This window comes from Bradyrhizobium dasycarpum, assembly GCF_042019905.1.
Lineage (GTDB): Bacteria > Pseudomonadota > Alphaproteobacteria > Rhizobiales > Xanthobacteraceae > Bradyrhizobium > Bradyrhizobium japonicum_B.
In genome coordinates, this window is sequence record NZ_CP169574.1 from 6,728,363 (window position 1) to 6,744,274 (window position 15,912).

At 66.4% G+C, this 15,912-nt stretch carries 15 protein-coding genes; 7 read left to right on the forward strand and 8 right to left on the reverse strand.

Translation table 11 applies throughout. The features are described 5' to 3' along the window. Window positions 1-30: 30 nt before the first annotated feature. Window positions 31-966 carry a U32 family peptidase gene (locus ACETMP_RS32075; RefSeq protein WP_375159267.1) on the forward strand — a complete coding sequence of 312 codons (936 nt, stop codon included), beginning with the start codon at window positions 31-33 and terminating at the stop codon, window positions 964-966. A gap of 68 nt (window positions 967-1,034) precedes the next feature. Further along, a complete protein-coding gene (locus ACETMP_RS32080; RefSeq protein ID WP_375159268.1) occupies window positions 1,035-1,892 on the forward strand; it encodes an SDR family oxidoreductase in 858 nt (285 codons plus the stop codon). 220 nt (window positions 1,893-2,112) lie between these two features. Here ACETMP_RS32080 and ACETMP_RS32085 read toward each other — a convergent pair whose 3' ends face one another. Next, window positions 2,113-2,628 carry a ferritin-like domain-containing protein gene (locus ACETMP_RS32085; RefSeq protein ID WP_375159269.1) on the reverse strand — a complete coding sequence of 172 codons (516 nt, stop codon included), beginning with the start codon at window positions 2,626-2,628 and terminating at the stop codon, window positions 2,113-2,115. A gap of 86 nt (window positions 2,629-2,714) precedes the next feature. Between ACETMP_RS32085 and ACETMP_RS32090 the strand changes: the two genes are divergently transcribed. Together ACETMP_RS32090 and ACETMP_RS32095 are read left to right on the forward strand one after the other, a co-directional pair. Then, window positions 2,715-2,909 carry a hypothetical protein gene (locus tag ACETMP_RS32090; RefSeq protein WP_028137831.1) on the forward strand — a complete coding sequence of 65 codons (195 nt, stop codon included), beginning with the start codon at window positions 2,715-2,717 and terminating at the stop codon, window positions 2,907-2,909. A gap of 62 nt (window positions 2,910-2,971) precedes the next feature. Further along, window positions 2,972-3,220, forward strand: coding sequence for a hypothetical protein (locus ACETMP_RS32095; protein WP_375159270.1), 249 nt, complete (start codon window positions 2,972-2,974; stop codon window positions 3,218-3,220). Window positions 3,221-3,256: 36 nt separating this feature from the next. Here ACETMP_RS32095 and ACETMP_RS32100 read toward each other — a convergent pair whose 3' ends face one another. Next, on the reverse strand, window positions 3,257-3,607 hold the full coding sequence (locus ACETMP_RS32100) for a RidA family protein (RefSeq protein ID WP_375159271.1): 351 nt from the start codon (window positions 3,605-3,607) through the stop codon (window positions 3,257-3,259). A gap of 204 nt (window positions 3,608-3,811) precedes the next feature. On the opposite strand from ACETMP_RS32100, the gene ACETMP_RS32105 reads away from it, so the two are divergent. From ACETMP_RS32105 to msrA, 3 genes are all read left to right on the forward strand, one after another. Further along, window positions 3,812-6,133, forward strand: coding sequence for a molybdopterin guanine dinucleotide-containing S/N-oxide reductase (locus ACETMP_RS32105; protein ID WP_375159272.1), 2,322 nt, complete (start codon window positions 3,812-3,814; stop codon window positions 6,131-6,133). Between the two features lie 112 nt (window positions 6,134-6,245). Next, window positions 6,246-6,668: an OsmC family protein gene (locus tag ACETMP_RS32110; RefSeq protein WP_375159273.1), complete on the forward strand. Its 423-nt coding sequence runs from the start codon at window positions 6,246-6,248 to the stop codon at window positions 6,666-6,668. Window positions 6,669-6,798: 130 nt separating this feature from the next. Beyond that, on the forward strand, window positions 6,799-7,314 hold the full coding sequence (msrA, locus tag ACETMP_RS32115; protein WP_375159274.1) for a peptide-methionine (S)-S-oxide reductase MsrA: 516 nt from the start codon (window positions 6,799-6,801) through the stop codon (window positions 7,312-7,314). Here msrA and ACETMP_RS32120 read toward each other — a convergent pair. From ACETMP_RS32120 to ACETMP_RS32145, 6 genes are all read right to left on the reverse strand, one after another. Further along, entirely contained in the window at window positions 7,311-8,465 is a 1,155-nt protein-coding gene (locus ACETMP_RS32120) for an MFS transporter (protein ID WP_375159275.1), read from the reverse strand. The genes msrA and ACETMP_RS32120 overlap by 4 nt on opposite strands. Before the next feature lie 57 nt (window positions 8,466-8,522). Continuing rightward, window positions 8,523-9,854 (reverse strand): ATP-binding protein, encoded by a 1,332-nt coding sequence (locus ACETMP_RS32125; protein WP_375159276.1) that lies wholly within the window; start codon window positions 9,852-9,854, stop codon window positions 8,523-8,525. Beyond that, window positions 9,851-10,564: a response regulator gene (locus ACETMP_RS32130; protein ID WP_375159277.1), complete on the reverse strand. Its 714-nt coding sequence runs from the start codon at window positions 10,562-10,564 to the stop codon at window positions 9,851-9,853. The genes ACETMP_RS32125 and ACETMP_RS32130 overlap by 4 nt, the downstream gene beginning before the upstream one ends. Window positions 10,565-10,653: 89 nt before the next feature. Beyond that, window positions 10,654-12,615: a MacB family efflux pump subunit gene (locus ACETMP_RS32135; RefSeq protein WP_375159278.1), complete on the reverse strand. Its 1,962-nt coding sequence runs from the start codon at window positions 12,613-12,615 to the stop codon at window positions 10,654-10,656. A gap of 1 nt (window position 12,616) precedes the next feature. Continuing rightward, window positions 12,617-13,846, reverse strand: coding sequence for an efflux RND transporter periplasmic adaptor subunit (locus ACETMP_RS32140; protein ID WP_375159279.1), 1,230 nt, complete (start codon window positions 13,844-13,846; stop codon window positions 12,617-12,619). Beyond that, window positions 13,843-15,285: an efflux transporter outer membrane subunit gene (locus ACETMP_RS32145; RefSeq protein ID WP_375159280.1), complete on the reverse strand. Its 1,443-nt coding sequence runs from the start codon at window positions 15,283-15,285 to the stop codon at window positions 13,843-13,845. The genes ACETMP_RS32140 and ACETMP_RS32145 overlap by 4 nt, the downstream gene beginning before the upstream one ends. Window positions 15,286-15,912: the final 627 nt, after the last annotated feature.

Below are 15,912 nucleotides of genomic sequence, written 5' to 3' on the forward strand. Positions count from 1 at the left end.
TGATCTCTTCGAATATGTGAGGTCCGGAAGATGCAACTCAGCCTCGGTCCAGTTCTGTACAATTGGGCGCCGGAACGCTGGCGCGACTTCTATTTCCGTATCGCCGATGAAGCCCCGGTCGACCTCGTATCGGTCGGCGAGATCGTCTGCTCGAAACGGTCGCCGTTCTTCGCCGACCACATCCCGGCCGTGGTCGAGCGGCTGCAGAAGGCAGGCAAGCAGGTGCTGCTGGGCTCGCTGATCCTGGTCTCGCTGCGGCGCGAGCGCCGCCAGACCGAAGAGCTCGCTTCGGCCGAAGGCGCGCTGGTCGAGGTGAACGATCTGACCTGTCTCAGGGCGCTCGCAGGCCGGCCGCATGCCATCGGGCCCTTCGTCAACATCTACAACGAGGCGAGCGCGGCCTTTCACGCCGCGCATGGGGCGGGGCGCATCTGCCTGCCGCCCGAGTTGCCGCTGGCCTCGGTGGCGGCGATCGCGAAGGCCGTTCCCGATGTCACGATCGAGGTGTTCGCGTTCGGCAGGGTGCCGCTGGCGATTTCCGCACGCTGCTATCATGCGCGCCTTCACAAGCTCGCCAAGGATAATTGCCGCTTCGTCTGTGAGAAGGATCCGGATGGTCTGCTCCTGAGCACGCTGGAGCAGCAGGATTTTCTGACCGTCAACGGCGTGCAGACCCTGTCTCACACCTGCGCCAATCTGCTGGGCGAGGCCGGCCTGTTGCGCCAGAGCAACGTCGGCTCGCTGCGCCTGTCGCCGCAGGACTGCGACATGATTGCCGTCGCCAGGATCTTTCGCGACGTGCTCGACGGTCGTGACGATGTCGATGGCGGCAACCGCCGGCTTGCGGCGGCCTATCCTGGTGTGCCGTTCTCGAACGGGTTCCTGTGGGCTGAGCCAGGTCACCTTTATCGTCAGGCCCGATCAGGGGATGCGCCAGGCCAGATCGCGGCCGTCTCACCCGGATAGCGCTGGACCATCCCAGGAACAGTTTCGGCGGCGCTCCGTTAGCGCAGCGAGCTTCCCGGGAGTTGTCCATGACCGATTATCCAAAGCCTCCTTATCCATCGCAGCAGCAGCCGATGCCCGGCTCGACGCGGGCGATGCAGCCTCGGCCGGATCACGGCGAGGAGAGTTACAAAGGCGCCGGACGCCTGGCCGGAAAGAAGGCGCTGATCACCGGCGGCGACAGCGGCATCGGCCGCGCGGTCGCGATCGCCTATGCCCGTGAAGGCGCCGACATCGCTATCTCTTATCTGAACGAGGACGAGGATGCGGCGGAGGTCAAGGCGCTGGTGGAGCGGGAGCGGCGCAAGGTCGTCCTGATCCCCGGCGATATCAGCAATCCCAATCACTGCCGCTCCATCGTGCGCCGTACGGTGGAGGAGCTCGGCGGCATCGATATCCTCGTCAACAATGCGGCGCATCAGGCCACGTTCAAGGACATCGCCGACATCAGCGACGAGGAATGGCAGCGCACGTTCGCGACCAACATCCACGCCATGTTCTACCTGACCAAGGCCGCCGTCCCGCACATGCGGCCGGGCGCTGCGATCATCAACACCGCGTCGGTGAACTCGGACATGCCAAACCCGACGCTGCTGGCTTACGCCACGACCAAGGGCGCCATCCAGAATTTTACCGGTGGGCTTGCCCAGATGTTGGCCGAGAAGGGCATTCGGGTCAACGCCGTTGCCCCGGGTCCGATCTGGACGCCGCTGATCCCGTCGACCATGCCCGAGGAAAGGGTCAAGAACTTCGGCAAGCAGGTCCCGATGCAGCGCGCCGGCCAGCCGGCCGAGCTGGCAACCGCCTATGTCATGCTGGCCGATCCGCTCTCGAGCTATACCTCGGGAGCGACGCTCGCCGTCACCGGCGGGAAGCCGTTCATCTGACATTAGGGCGTGGTGAGACGAGGTCTCATCTCAAAGTCGCGGTGCACTCCCTCTCCCGCTTGCGGGAGAGGGTCGGGGAGAGGGTGCATCCGCAATGGGACAATCCCCTAGAGGAGAAAGCCCTCACCCGCGCCTTTGGCGCGACCTCTCCCGCAAGCGGGAGAAGTGCCGCAGCCGCAGCAATCGATTCAACCAATCCATTCGGCTTTGCAGCGCTTGCTCAGGCGGCGTCGGACGCCCTGGCATTGACGCCCTTGCGCAGCGCCACCGTGTTCAGCTTGGTGTTGGCCGCCTTCTCCTCGTTCAGATTGGTCGTGAGGAAGCGCACGATGTCGTCGTGGCCGAGCTCTTCCGCCCAGGCGATCAGCGTGCCGTAGCGGCATATTTCGTAGTGCTCCACCGCCTGCGCGTTGGCGACGATCGCGGCGTCGAGCACGGCCTTGTCCTCGATCTCTCCGGCGGTCGCATCGGCTTCATCGATGAGGCCGTCGATGGCAGGACACTGCGTGCCGCTGGGCTGCTTGCCGAGCTTGGCGAACACTTTGTCGAGCCGTTGGACCTGCTTGTTGGTCTCGTCCAGATGCGCTTTCAGGCCTGTGGCGAGGTCCCTGTTGGTCGCCTTGTCGATCATCTTGGGCAGCGCTTTCAGGATCTGCTGCTCCGCGTAATAGATGTCCTGCAGCCCGTGCAGCAGCAGGTCTTCCATCGATTTGATGTCCTTGGTGAAGAAACCCATAAAAGACGCCTCCTTTTCACAATCATGGCAGTGGAACGCTCCACGGCGGCAGCTGTTCCATTCCGTGTCCAGACCAGGAGGGCCGAATGAACGATGGAATTGATCATCTTGCGGGCCTGCTCGGACGCGCGGCGATGGACGTGTGGGGCGACATGCCTCGCGACATCCAGGAAGCGCTGTTCGAGACCGCGATGAAGGGACGTGAGACCGAGCGCGAGGAGCTTGCTCGGCTGCTGCATGAGCGGCATCCGCGCACAATTCACCCCGCCCGGCCGGGATGATGCAGGCAAGCGGAACGATCGTGCGGGCTCATGATTGGTAAAACTGAGTGACGTGTCGCCGAATGGCTTTCGATCAGGCCGCGGCAGGCGCATCGCAGACCGTTGATCAAATCTGTGAGTCGATCGCCGTGACTGAGGTGAACATCGGAAAATGGTACGACCCGATCTCGGAACGATGGATCGTGCCTCGCGAAACGCACGCCATCGTCCGATATGGTCGGCCCGGCGCCGAGAAGGTGCCGGAGGGGCACGAGAGAGGTGAGACGCAGCGGATCTGGCAGCTGCTGGTCGATTGCTGCGCACGTGGATGATGCCGGCGCGCCCCGACGCCGGGCCTCGGCGCGCCGCTATGGCCGGGCAGCAATGGCCGTGATCTCGAGCTTGACGCCCGGACCGAGGTCGGCCACGCCGATTGCAGCGCGTGCCGGCAGATGAGCTTCTGCAAAGTGCGCTTTCCAGACCGCGTTGAACGCTGCCTTCTCCTTGAGATCAGTCATGTAGATCGTCACCTGCAAGACGCGGGCTGGATCGGATCCGAGCGTCTTCAACAGCTGCGCCAGCTGGGTGAGCACGTCGTTGGCCTGGCCTGACATATCGAGGCTGGTGTCCTCGGGGACGATGCCACCGATGTAAAGCACGCCGTTGTGCTCGACCACTTCGTGGAGCAGACCTTCATACGGCAAGACGCGTTTGATCATGAGAAATCCGTTGTCGCTGTGAGGGCAGCGGCATATCGCACATTCCAGTCCAACGCGAGCGCCGGTGTCTGCGAATCGCCGCCGCTGGTCCGGACCGGGGTTGCCGGCCGGTGCTCGCGCACGACAACCCTGTCGGCGCTGATCTCGACGACATCCCGGGATGATCGGTATACTGCCACCTCGTGCCGGAACAAGGAACAGATGATGGACGATACGATTGGCTTTCCCGACCCCGGTCTTGACCTGTCGGACGGCTTCAGGCCGCACACCTCGCATTGGGGCGTGTTTTCGGCGCGTCAGGGCGCGGCCGGGCTGGAGGTCAGGGCCTATGCGGGCGACCCCGATCCGAACGGCATCATCGACAATTTTCCCGGTGCGCTCCGCCACCAGGCGCGCATCGCCCAGCCGGCGGTCCGCCGTGGCTGGCTCGAGCGCGGGCCGGGCCCGGACGATCGCCGCGGCCGCGACGAGTTCGTCCCGGTCAGCTGGGAGAAGGCGCTCGATTTGCTCGGCGACGAGCTCGGCCGCATCCGCGATACGCGCGGGCCAGGCACCGTGTTCGGCGGCTCCTATGGCTGGTCGAGCGCCGGGCGCTTTCATCACGCCCAGAGCCAGGTGCATCGCTTTCTCAACATCGCGATGGGCGGCTATGTGCGCTCGGTGAACTCCTATTCGTCGGGGGCGTCCTCGGTGCTGCTGCCGCAGATTCTGGCGGGCTATGAGGACATCACCAAGCGCAACGTCACCTGGGAGCAGATCGCGGCCGAAACCGAGATCGTGCTGGCTTTCGGCGGCATGGCGCTGAAGAACTCCATGGTGGCCGGCGGCTCGATCAGCAAGCACGTCGAGCGCGGCGCGATGGCGGCGGCGCGGTTGCGCGGCTGCGAATTCATCCTGGTCAGCCCGCTGCGTGACGATCTGCCGGTGGAAGCTGGTGCGGAATGGATGAGTTGCGTGCCCGGCACCGACACCGCTTTGATGCTCGGCATCGTCCACACGCTGGTGAGCGAGGGGCTGCACGATCAGGCCTTCCTCGATCGCTACACCGAAGGCTGGCCGGTCTTCCTGCGCTATCTCACCGGCGAGAGCGACGGGCAAGCCAAGCATGCCGAATGGGCTGCGGCCATCTCGGGCGTCGCGGCCGACACGATCCGAAAGCTGGCGCGCCGGCTCGCCGGAAAACGCGCGCTGATCACCGTCTCGCATTCGCTGCAGCGCGCCGAGCATGGCGAGCAGCCGGTGTGGATGGGCATGGTGCTGGCGGCAGCCCTCGGCCAGATCGGCCTACCCGGCGGCGGCTACGCCTATTCGCTCGGGGCGATCGGCTATTACGGCCGCCGTGTCAACGACGTGCCGGGACCGACGCTGGGGCAGGGCCGCAACGGCGTCGCCGATTTCATTCCGGTGGCCCGCATCGCCGACATGCTGCTCAATCCCGGCACCACCTATCGCTACAACGGCGAGACGCGCACCTATCCCGATATCCGTCTCGTCTATTGGGCCGGCGGCAATCCCTTCCATCATCACCAGGATCTCAACCGCCTGCGCAAGGCCTTTGCGCAACTCGACACGTTCGTCGTGCACGAGCTGGCCTGGACTGCCACGGCGCGGCATGCCGACATCGTGCTGCCCGCGACGATGACGCTGGAGCGCGAGGACATCGGCTATTCCACCAACGATCCCCTCATGGTCGCCATGCACCGGATCGCCGAGCCGTTTGGGCTTGCCCGCGACGACTACGATATCTTCGCCGATCTCGCCGAGCGCTTGGGCGCGCGCGAACCCTTCACCGAGGGGCGCACGTCGCGGCAATGGCTGGAGCATCTCTACGAGCCGACCCGCGCCTCGCTCGCCAGGCGCGGCCTGGAGGCGCCGAGTTTCGACGAATTCTGGGCGCGCGGCAGCCTGGTCGTGCCGCAGCAGCCCGATGACGGCGGCCGGCTGCGCCGCTTCCGTGAAGATCCCGTCAATCACGCGCTGCCGACGCCGAGCGGCCGCATCGAGATCTATTCGGCCAAGATCGCGGCCCATGGCGACGCCGATTGTCCGGGGCATCCGGTCTGGCTGGAGAAGACCGACACGCCGAAGCCCGGCTCGCCGTGCTTCCTGGTCGCCAATCAGCCGGTGACGCGCCTGCACAGCCAGCTCGATTTCGGCGGGCATTCGCTCGCGGCCAAGCATCGCGGCCGCGAGGTCGCACGCATGAACCCGGTTGACGCGGACGCGCGCGGCATCAGGGACGGCGACATCATCCGCCTGTTCAACGCGCGCGGCGCCTGCCTTGCAGCGGTCCACGTCACCGACGGCATCGCGCCGGGCGTGGTGCAGCTTCCGACCGGCGCCTGGTACGATCCGATGGATCCGCAGGACGAGGCGCCGCTCTGCGTTCACGGCAATCCCAACGTGCTCACCCGCGACGTCGGCACCTCATCCCTAGCGCAGGGCTGCACCGGTCAGCTGACGACGGTCGAGGTGGAGAGGTTCACCGGCAATCTGCCGCCGATCCGCGCGTTCGATCCGGCATAGGTCTAACGGAACCGCTGCGGCGCGCGGCCGATTTGGAAGGGCAGGCGGTCATGCCGATGCCGCCTTCTACGGATACGAGCGCCGGCACTGCAATCAAACGAGGAGAACCGAGATGATCCGCAAGGCAACGGCAGTCTGGAAGGGCACCGGTCGCGATGGCACGGGCCATTTGACGAGCAAATCCGGCGTGCTCGCGCAGACGCCCTATTCGTTCAAGACCCGGTTCGAGAACGAGAAGGGCACCAATCCCGAGGAGTTGATCGCGGCCGCCCATGCCGGCTGCTTTACGATGGCGCTGGCCTTCGGGCTCCAGATGGCCGGTTTCACGCCGGACGAGCTCTCGACCGAAGCCGCCGTGACCCTCGAGCCCGAAGGCAAGGGCTTCAAGATCAGCAAGTCCGCGCTGACGCTGCGTGCCAAGGTGCCGAACCTCGACGAGGCAGCCTTTGCCAAGTTCGCCGGCGAGGCCGAGAAGAACTGCCCGGTGTCGAAGGTGCTGAACGCCGCGATCACGCTCGACGCCAAGCTGGGCTGAGGCGGGGGGCTGTTGCGGGCCTACGGTTCGGGAACCGGCCGGACAGGCATGCAAGGCATGGCTTTCGGCCGGGCGGCCGAAAGCATATGTTGCGGCAGATGTAGAACGTAAAGCAATCGGGAGCGGACAGATGACGACAGAGCGCGCAGTTTTGGCCGGAGGCTGCTTCTGGGGCATGCAGGATCTCATCCGCAAGCAGCCCGGCGTGATCTCCACCCGCGTCGGCTACACCGGCGGCCACGTCAAGAACGCCACCTACCGCAATCACGAAGGCCACGCCGAGGCCATCGAGATCATGTTCGATCCGGCAAGGACCAGCTTCCGGACCATGCTGGAGTTCTTCTTCCAGATCCACGATCCCACCACGCTCAATCGCCAGGGCAATGATCTCGGCACGAGCTATCGGTCGGCGATCTTCTACACCAGCGAGGAGCAGAAAAGGATCGCCGAGGACACCATCGCCGACGTCGAGGCGTCGGGCCTCTGGCCGGGCAAGGTGGTGACCGAAGTGGCGCCCGCTGGCGAATTCTGGGAGGCCGAGCCGGAGCACCAGGATTATCTCGAGCGTTATCCGGACGGCTACACCTGCCACTTCATCCGGCCCGGCTGGAAGCTGCCGCGCCGCGCGGCCGCATTGGGCGGCTAGCTCGCCGTGCCCTGACGCGCGCTTGTCGTGACGATCGGCGCTGATAGCGTGACGAGGCCCATCAGCGCCGCCAGCAGCCCGAATGCCGCTGGCAGCCCGCCAATCTGTGCGATGAAGCCGATGCCGGCCGGACCGATGAGGACCCCGGCATAGCCTGCGGTCGTGACGGCCGCGACGGCCAGACCGGCGGGCATCACCGTTTGCCGCGCCGCCCGGCGGAACAGCACCGGCACGAGGTTCGACGCGCCGAGCCCGATCAACAGGAAACCACCGATGGCAATTGCTGCAACGGGCGCGGTTAGCAGCATCACAAAGCCCGCGATCGCGATCAGGCTGCCCCACAGCAATGTCGCGCGGTCTCCGATGCGGGCAACGACGGCGTCGCCTCCGAGCCGGCCCACCGTCATCGCGATCGAGAACACGATGTAGCCGGCTCCCCCCTGTGCCTCGGTGACGAGCCCGGCGCCGATCACGAGCAGCGCGCCCCAATCGAGCATCGCGCCTTCGACCAGGAAGGTGATGGCACCGAGCAGCGCGAGCAGCAGCACCGATCCGTGCGGCAGCACGAACAGCGGGCCCTCCTGCACCTGCACGGCGCGGAGCAGGCGCGGCGAGGTCACGGCCATCGCGATCAGCATCAGGACGGAGCAGATCAGCGTGCAGGCGAGCGTGCCGAATTGCAGCGAGAGCAGCGCCGTCATCAGCGCGGCTCCGGCGAAGCCCCCGATGCTGAACAGCGCGTGGAAGCCGGACATCAGCGGGCGTTTCGCGGCGCGCTCCACCTCCACGGCATGGATGTTCATGGCGACGTCGATCGAGCCGAGCGCGGCGCCGAACGCGAACAGGGCCAGCGCCAGCGTCGCGGGCGAGCTTGCGACCGCGAGCAGGGGCAGGACCAGCGCCAGACCGAACCCGCCCGCAATGATGATCGGCTTGCTGCCGTAGCGCGCGCTCACGATTCCGGTCAGCAGCATCGCGACCACGGAGCCGATGCCGAGGCTGAGCAGGAGCAGACCCAGCACGCCGTCGTCGACGCCGAGCCGCGTCTTCGCGAACGGCACCAGCGGCGCCCAGCATGCGATGCCGAAGCCGGCAACGAGGAAGGCAAGCCGGGTCGCGAGGCGTGTCGCCGGCCGGTCGGCAGAAGACAATGGAATCTCCGGGAAAGCAGGGCAGGGCGGCCGACCAACCCGACAAATGCCGCAGCTTTATGTCCGAGCCGCTCCCGAATTCTCCCCGGCACCGCCCGCAAGCCGCAAGCGGACGCGCAGTCCCCTTGGCGCGTTGTCGAGCAGCTCGAGTGTTCCGTCATGCGCGGTCACGATCGCCTGCGCGATCGAGAGGCCGAGGCCAAATCCCGCCGTCTCGTCCATGGTGCGGGCTTCCTCTCCGCGCACGAAGGGTTCCAGCATCGCCGCCTTCTTTTCGTCGGGAATGCCCGGCCCGTCGTCGGCGACGTCGATGACGAGCTGATCATCCGCCGTCACCAGCGCGACGTCGATATGGGTTCCGAAGCGCGTCGCGTTCTCGACGAGGTTGGTGACCGCGCGGATGATTTCGTCCGGCCGCAGCACGAAGGCGGCCCGGTCCGGACCGGAATAGGTCACCGCAAATCCGGAATCCGAAAACTGCTCGCAAACCATTTGAAGCAGCGCCGCGACGTCCACCAGCGTCGGCTTGACCCGGCTCTCGCTGCGCAGCAGCGACAGCACCGATTCCAGCATCGACTGCATCTGGTCGAGGTCGCGCACGGTCTGCACGCGCTGGGCCGGATCCTCGATATATTCCGAACGCAGCCGCAGCCGCGTGATCGGCGTGCGTAGATCGTGGCTGATGGCCGCCAGCATGCGGGTTCTGTCGTTCATCAGCGTGGTGATGCGATTGCGCATCCGGTTGAGCGCTCTCGCCGCGGACCTGATCTCCTCCGGCCCGTTTTCGGGCAGCGGCGCGGACGACCGGCTCAGGCTGAACTCCTCCGCCGCGCGCGCGAAGGCCGACAGCGGCGAGGCGAGCGCGCGACCGGCCCAGACGCCGAGCAGCGTAAGGCTCGCCACGAGGAACAGCAGCGTCGAGGTCCAGAGGCCGCTGACGAAGGCCGGCATCTGGGGCGATCCGATCGAAGCTTCGAGCACGTCGTCGCCCGGAAGGTGGAACCAGATGCGCTCCTCCTCCGCGCTGCCGCCGCGAATGAGCTCGGCCCTGACCCCGAGCGGGGAGGGGATGGTCAGGGATGTTCGCGCCGAGAGCGGCGTGGTGGAGGCTGAGGCGCCGTCTCGCAATTGCAGCTTGAGCGCTGGAAAGGTGCGGCTGACGGTGTCGAGGACCAGCGCGCGCTCGGCCTTCGGCGTGTTGGCGATGATCCGCACGATCAGCTCGATCTGCTCTAGCGGCGTGTCCGCCATCAGCTTCGGCTGGTTGAGGAGAAGATACCCGGCGATCAGAACATGGATCAGGATCAGCGATCCCAGGATCAAGGCGGCGATCTGGCCGCTGATCCGCCTGAAGCTGAAGAGCGCGACGATATCGGCGGCGCGCCTCATGCTTCCTCCACCACCGGCGTGAAGACGTAACCGCCGATGCGGACGGTCTTGATCACGGACGTGCCTTCGGTCCGGTCGAGCTTGCGGCGCAGCCGGCTGACCAGCACGTCGATGCTGCGGCCGAAGCCTCCGCCGGGACGACCGCGCGTCATGCTCAGCAGGTTGTCGCGGGTGAGAACGCGTCCTGCCCGCTCGCAGAAGGCCTGCAGCAGATCGAACTCGGCACTGGTCAGCGGCACCTGCGCGCCTTGCGGGTCGCGCAGTTCGCGCAAGCGAAGATCGATGGTCCAGCCCTGGAAGGTGAGACGCGCAGGGGCGGAGCCGGCGGCGAGGCCGCTCGATCGCCGGCGCAGCACCGCATTGATCCTGGCCAGAAGCTCGCGCGGGTTGAACGGCTTTGCCAGATAGTCGTCGGCGCCCATCTCGAGGCCGAGGATGCGGTCGAGATCCTCGCCCTTCGCGGTGAGGATGATGATCGGCGTCGTGGAGTCCATCCGCAGCCGGCGGCAGAGGCTCAGGCCGTCCTCCCCCGGCAGCATCAGGTCGAGGATGATCAGGTCGACCCGGCCGCGGGAGAGCTGGCGGTCCATCTCCTTGCCGCTCGCGACCGCCTCGACCGAGAAGTTGTGATCGCGCAGATAGCGCGAGATGAGATCGCGGGTCGGCTTGTCGTCCTCGACGATCAGGATGTTCGGGCAGCCGTTGGTCATGGTCGAAATCGCATCGGGGGCGCCGGTCGTTGGTCGATTCGCGGACGAATATGCCGTCCGAAGCACTGCGGTCATGGACAATCCTAGGGTCAGTCGCGGCTCAGCGCCACAACGGGGTCGAGAAACGCGGCGCGGCGGGCCGGGAAGAAGCCGAAGGCGACCCCGATTCCGGTCGAGGTCAGGAACGCCGCGCCGATCGAGAACGTCGAATAGCTGACCTCGAAGCCGGGCACGGCAAGGTTGATGGCAAGGCCGAGCAGCATCGCCACGAGAATGCCGGCGATGCCGCCGATCGACGAAATCAGGGTCGCCTCCACCAGGAACTGCTGGAGGATGTCGCTGCGCCTGGCGCCGACCGCCATGCGCACGCCGATCTCGCTGATCCGTTCCGACACGGAGACCAGCATGATGTTCATGACGCCAATGCCGCCGACGACCAGCGAGATCACCGCGATCGCCGCCACCAGGAACGCCAGCGTCTGCGTCGTGCTGGTGATGGTGCGGCGGATATCGTCGGTGTTGAGGATGACGAAATCCCTGGTGTTGTGCCGCTTCGTCAGCAGCGTCGTCACCGCGTCCTGCGCCAGATTGGTCGAGATATCGTCGCTGATCCGCAGCAGGATGCTGCGCAGCGAATGATCGCCCGTGAACTGGGCCTGCACGGTGGTGTAGGGCAGGTAGACCGACAGGTTCTGGTTCGAGCCGAACCCGCCCTGCTGCTGGGCGATCACGCCCACGATGCGGCACGGCACCTTGCCGAGCCAGATCACGCGGCCGATCCCCGAGGTCTGGTCGTCGGCGAAGAACGTCTTGCGGGTATTGTCGTCGATGACGGCTTGCCGCTCGATGTTGCGGATCGCGTCGGTGTCGAACAGGCGGCCCTTCGCGAGCTTGGCACCCTTGACCTGGAAATAGCTCTCGCCGACGCCGTTCACCAGCACGTTGGACTCGTTGCCGCGATACCGGACCGTGGTGCTGGTCGAGACCGTCGGAGTGACCCCGGCAATGAAGTCCTGCCGGTCGAGCGCGCGGGCGTCGTCCAGCACCAGCGTCTTGATCTTGCCGGCCCGCGCGTCGCCGAAATCCTTGCCTGGAAACACCTCGATCGTGTTGGTGCCGAGGCTCGAAATGTCGGACAGCACCTTGCGCTGTGACGCGTTGCCGAGCGCGACCACGGACGACACCGCGGCGATGCCGATGATGATGCCGAGCATGGTGAGGAAGGCGCGCAGCCGGTGCGCGGCCATCGCCACCAGCGCCATCCGCGAGGCCTCGCGCAGGCGGCGCAAGGCGCCGGACCAGCTGGGGACGTTGACCCACGGCGTCCGCGAGACGGCGACAGGCCGCTCCGGAGTATCCGTCGTCTCGGTGCGGCGATCGGAAGCGATCCTGCCGTCCCGCAGCTCGATGATGCGCTCGGCCCGCGCGGCGACATCGGCATCGTGGGTGACGATGATGATCGTCCGCCCCTCGCGGTGCAGCTCCTTCAGGATCTTCAGGACTTCCTCGCCGCTGCGCCGGTCGAGCGCGCCGGTGGGTTCGTCCGCCAGGATGACCTCGGCGCCGTTGATCAAGGCACGTGCGATCGAGACCCGTTGCTGCTGGCCGCCGGAGAGCTGGTTCGGGCGATGGCCGCGCCGGTCGTTGACGCCTAGTCTTGCGAGAAGTTGCTCGGCGCGCGTGCGGCGTTCGCGGGCCTTCATCCCGGCATAGATCGCGGGGATCTCGACATTCTCGCCGGCCGAGAGGTCGCCGAGCAGATGATAGCGCTGGAAGATGAAGCCGAAATGTTCGCGGCGCAGCGCCGCCAGCGCGTCGGCGTCGAGCTCGGAGACGTTCTGACCGGCGACGCGATAGGTGCCGGATGTCGGGCGGTCGAGACAGCCGAGGATATTGAGCAGCGTCGATTTGCCCGATCCGGACGAGCCGATGATCGCCACCATCTCGCCGGGCTGGATGCTCAGCGAGACGTCGTCGAGCGCGACCACGCTGACGTCGCCGGCCGCGAACTCCCGCCGGACGATCTCGAGTGCGATGATCGGATCGGCCATGTCAGAGGCCTCCGGGCGGGCCGCCCGCCATGCCGCGCGATGCGCTCTGCTCGCTGGCCTCTCCGGTGACGACCCGCTCGCCCTCGTCGAGACCGGATCTGATCTCGACGATGTTGCGGTCGTTCAGGCCGGTCTTGACCTCGCGCTCGCTGACCTCGCCGGATGCGCTGAGGGTGCGGACGGTGCTGCGGCCATCAGATTTGCGCATGACGGCGAGGGCGGGAACCACCTTCACGCGTTTCGCTTCGCCGGTGACGATGTGAACCTCGGCGGTCATGTAGGTTCGCAGCGAAAGCTGCTTGTTCGGGACGTTGAAGACGCCGATGTAATAGATCGCCGTGCTGGTCGAGCTCGACGAGCTCGTGCTCGACGTCGAACTGGTGGTGGTCGAGGAGAAGCTGGCGTCGCTCTTGATCGATTCGGGGGCCGGCTCGATCTGCTCCAGCCGCGCTTCATAGCGATGGTCCTGGTCGCCGAGGATGGTGAAATAGAGCGGTTGTCCGGGCTTGACCTTGACGATGTCGGCCTCGGAGATCTCCGCCCGTACCGTCATGGTCTCGAGCTGGCCGAGCACGACGATGGTCGGCGCGGACTGCACCGCGTTGACCGTCTGTCCCTCCTGCACCACGGTGGCGAGCACCGTGCCGTCGATCGGCGCGGTGATGCGGGTATAATCGAGGTTCACGCGCGCGGTCTCGACGCTGGCTTCCGCCCCGACGATCAAGGCTTCGAGCGCTGCGATCTGGGCCCGGGTCTGCCGCACCGTCGCATCCGCGCTGTCGAAATCGCTGCGCGAGGTGGCGCGTTGCGCCAATGTCGCCTGCTGGCGCGCGAGGTTCGCCTCCGCCAGGACCAGCGCGGCCTCCTTCTCCAGCTTCTGCGCACGGTAGTTCTTCAGCGACGCCTCGGAGCTGCGAAGATCGTTCTGCTTGGTGACGGGGTCGATCTGGGCGATGACGTCGCCGGCCTTCACCGTATCGCCGACGCGGACGTTGAGGGCTGTGATCCGGCCCGACACCTGTGCGCCGACCGCGGTCAGTCGCGCCGGCTTCAGCGTGCCGCTGGCGAGCACCTCCTCGCGCAGATCGCTGACGGTCACCGGCGCAGTGATGTAGGACTGCGCCTTGCTCGCCGTTCCCGGAAAGCGCGTGGCCGCGACCACCCCGGTGGCCACGACGGCAACGATCGCCGCGGCGATCTTCAGACGTTTGGCGGTGATGATCTCGGTCACTTCGGCGTCTCTCGCAAGTGAGGTCCCGTGTTGGTGTCCACGATGATCGGCCTCGACACGTCGACCGGATCGGACCAGCCGCCGCCGAGCGCTTTTGCCAGCGCAATGTAGTCCTTGGCCGCCGACACCTTGCTTTGGATCAGCGAATCCTCGGCCGAATAGAGCGAACGCTCCGCGTCCAGCACGTCGATGAAGCTGGCGCTGCCGGTCTCGAACAGCGAGCGCGACAGCCGTGCGGCTTCGCGGTAATTCCTGGCCGCTTCCGTCAGCTTGGTGGCACGCACGCGTTCGCGGGACAGCGAGACCAGGGCGTTCTCGACGTCCTCGAGTGCGGTGAGCAGGGTCGAATGGAATGTAGCAAACGCCTGGTCGCGTTGCGCCTCCGCAATCCTGACGGTGGCCATGCGCTTGCCCGCGTCGAACACGGGCACCGTGATCGAGGGGCCGACCGACCAGCTCAGGCTCGAATATTTGGCGAGATCGCCGGCACGTATCGCCGAGGTGCCGACCGAACCGGTCAGTGACACCGCCGGATAACGGTCGGCCTCCGCCTGGCCGATCTTGGCGGTCGCTTGCGCCAGCTTGCGCTCGGCACTGGCGACGTCGGGGCGGCTCATCAGGAGATCGGCGGGCAGGCCCGTGGGCAGGGGCATGCGCGGCGCTGGCACAGGCGCGGACCGTGCCAGCAGCGAGGCGACGCCGTCCGGCGGTCGCCCGAGCAGGATCCCGAGCCGGTGGATGTCGGCTGCAAGCGCGGCCTGATAGGTCGGAACGTTGGCCTCCGTGCTTGCGGCTTGCGCGGTGGCTTTGGCGAGATCGACCGCGTTGCCGCTGCCGGCCTCGTATTTGCTGCGGGTGAGCTTTTCGGTGTCGCGCTGCGAGACCGCGGTCCGCTGCGCCAGTGCGATCCGCGCCTGGTAGCCGCGCGCCTCGACGTAATAGGCGGCGACGTCGCCGATCAGCGTGACGAGGCTGTCGCGCAGATCCTCCTCGGCGGACTCCGCGCTGCGCAGCGCCGCCTCGATGCCTCGCTGCGTGCCGCCGAACAGGTCGAGCTCCCAGCTCGAATCGAAGCTGGCCTGGTGAAGTGAGTAGGGCGCGCTGTCGACGAGGACGGACGAGGAGCCGGCGCTGGTCTTGTTGTTGGTCACCGAAGCCGTGCCGCTCACGGACGGAAACAGGCCTGCCGCCGTCTGTTGCAGCGTGGCGCGCGCCTCGCGCACGACTGCTTTCGCCTTCGCGACGTCGGGATTGGCTTCAACGGCCTCCTCGATCAGTCGGTTTAGCAGGGGATCGCGCAGACGCAGCCACCAGCGGTCGAGCTTGCCGGCGTCCCGATGCGAGGCGGTGTTGCTGCTCCAGTGCGAGGGCAGGGCGAGCCTGGGCGGGCCGGCATAATCCGGGCCTACCGCGCAGCCGGCCAAGGCGCTGATCAGCATCAGCGCAATGCAGGCTGACCCGGTGCGCGACACGGGGCTGCGCAACGGCGGACGGTGAGCCTTCATGGCAGATGGCGGGGGGCTAGCGACGAACGGGAATGGCGGCATCAAATCGGTCGAAATCCATGGGCCTCGGTCCGGAGGGATTTCCACGGTCCTATGGGAGAGGGCGAAGCAACCGCCACTAGCCGGCCGATCGTGGCCTTTCGGCAGCCGGAATGTTGCTGAATGTAAACAGGTGTTGCCGGACGTCTCGGCGCGGCCGAAGAGCTGATGTTCCGGGCGCGCCGGCGTGCCTGTGTCGCCCCCTGTCAATCCACCCGCGCGAAAATATTTCGCTTTATCGAAATTCGGTTTTGGCGTATGTGTCGCCCATCCCGGCTCAACCAGGAGGGGCGATCTCGAGGTCGTCTTGATCGCGAGCCGGGCTTGCGGTGGACGCGGCAGCGTCGGCATGAGAGGTGCGGGCAGGGCGGGTCGTCCCTGTGAGCCCGTGGCCGCGTGCAGACGAACGGCGCTGCTAGGCTTCGTCTCGCTTGTAAGTTTCCGGCTCCGTCGACAGGGCTGGGAATACTGCGGCGACAGGGCGGGCCGTGCGTACGGCAAAACCGTGTGGTCCTGGCCGTC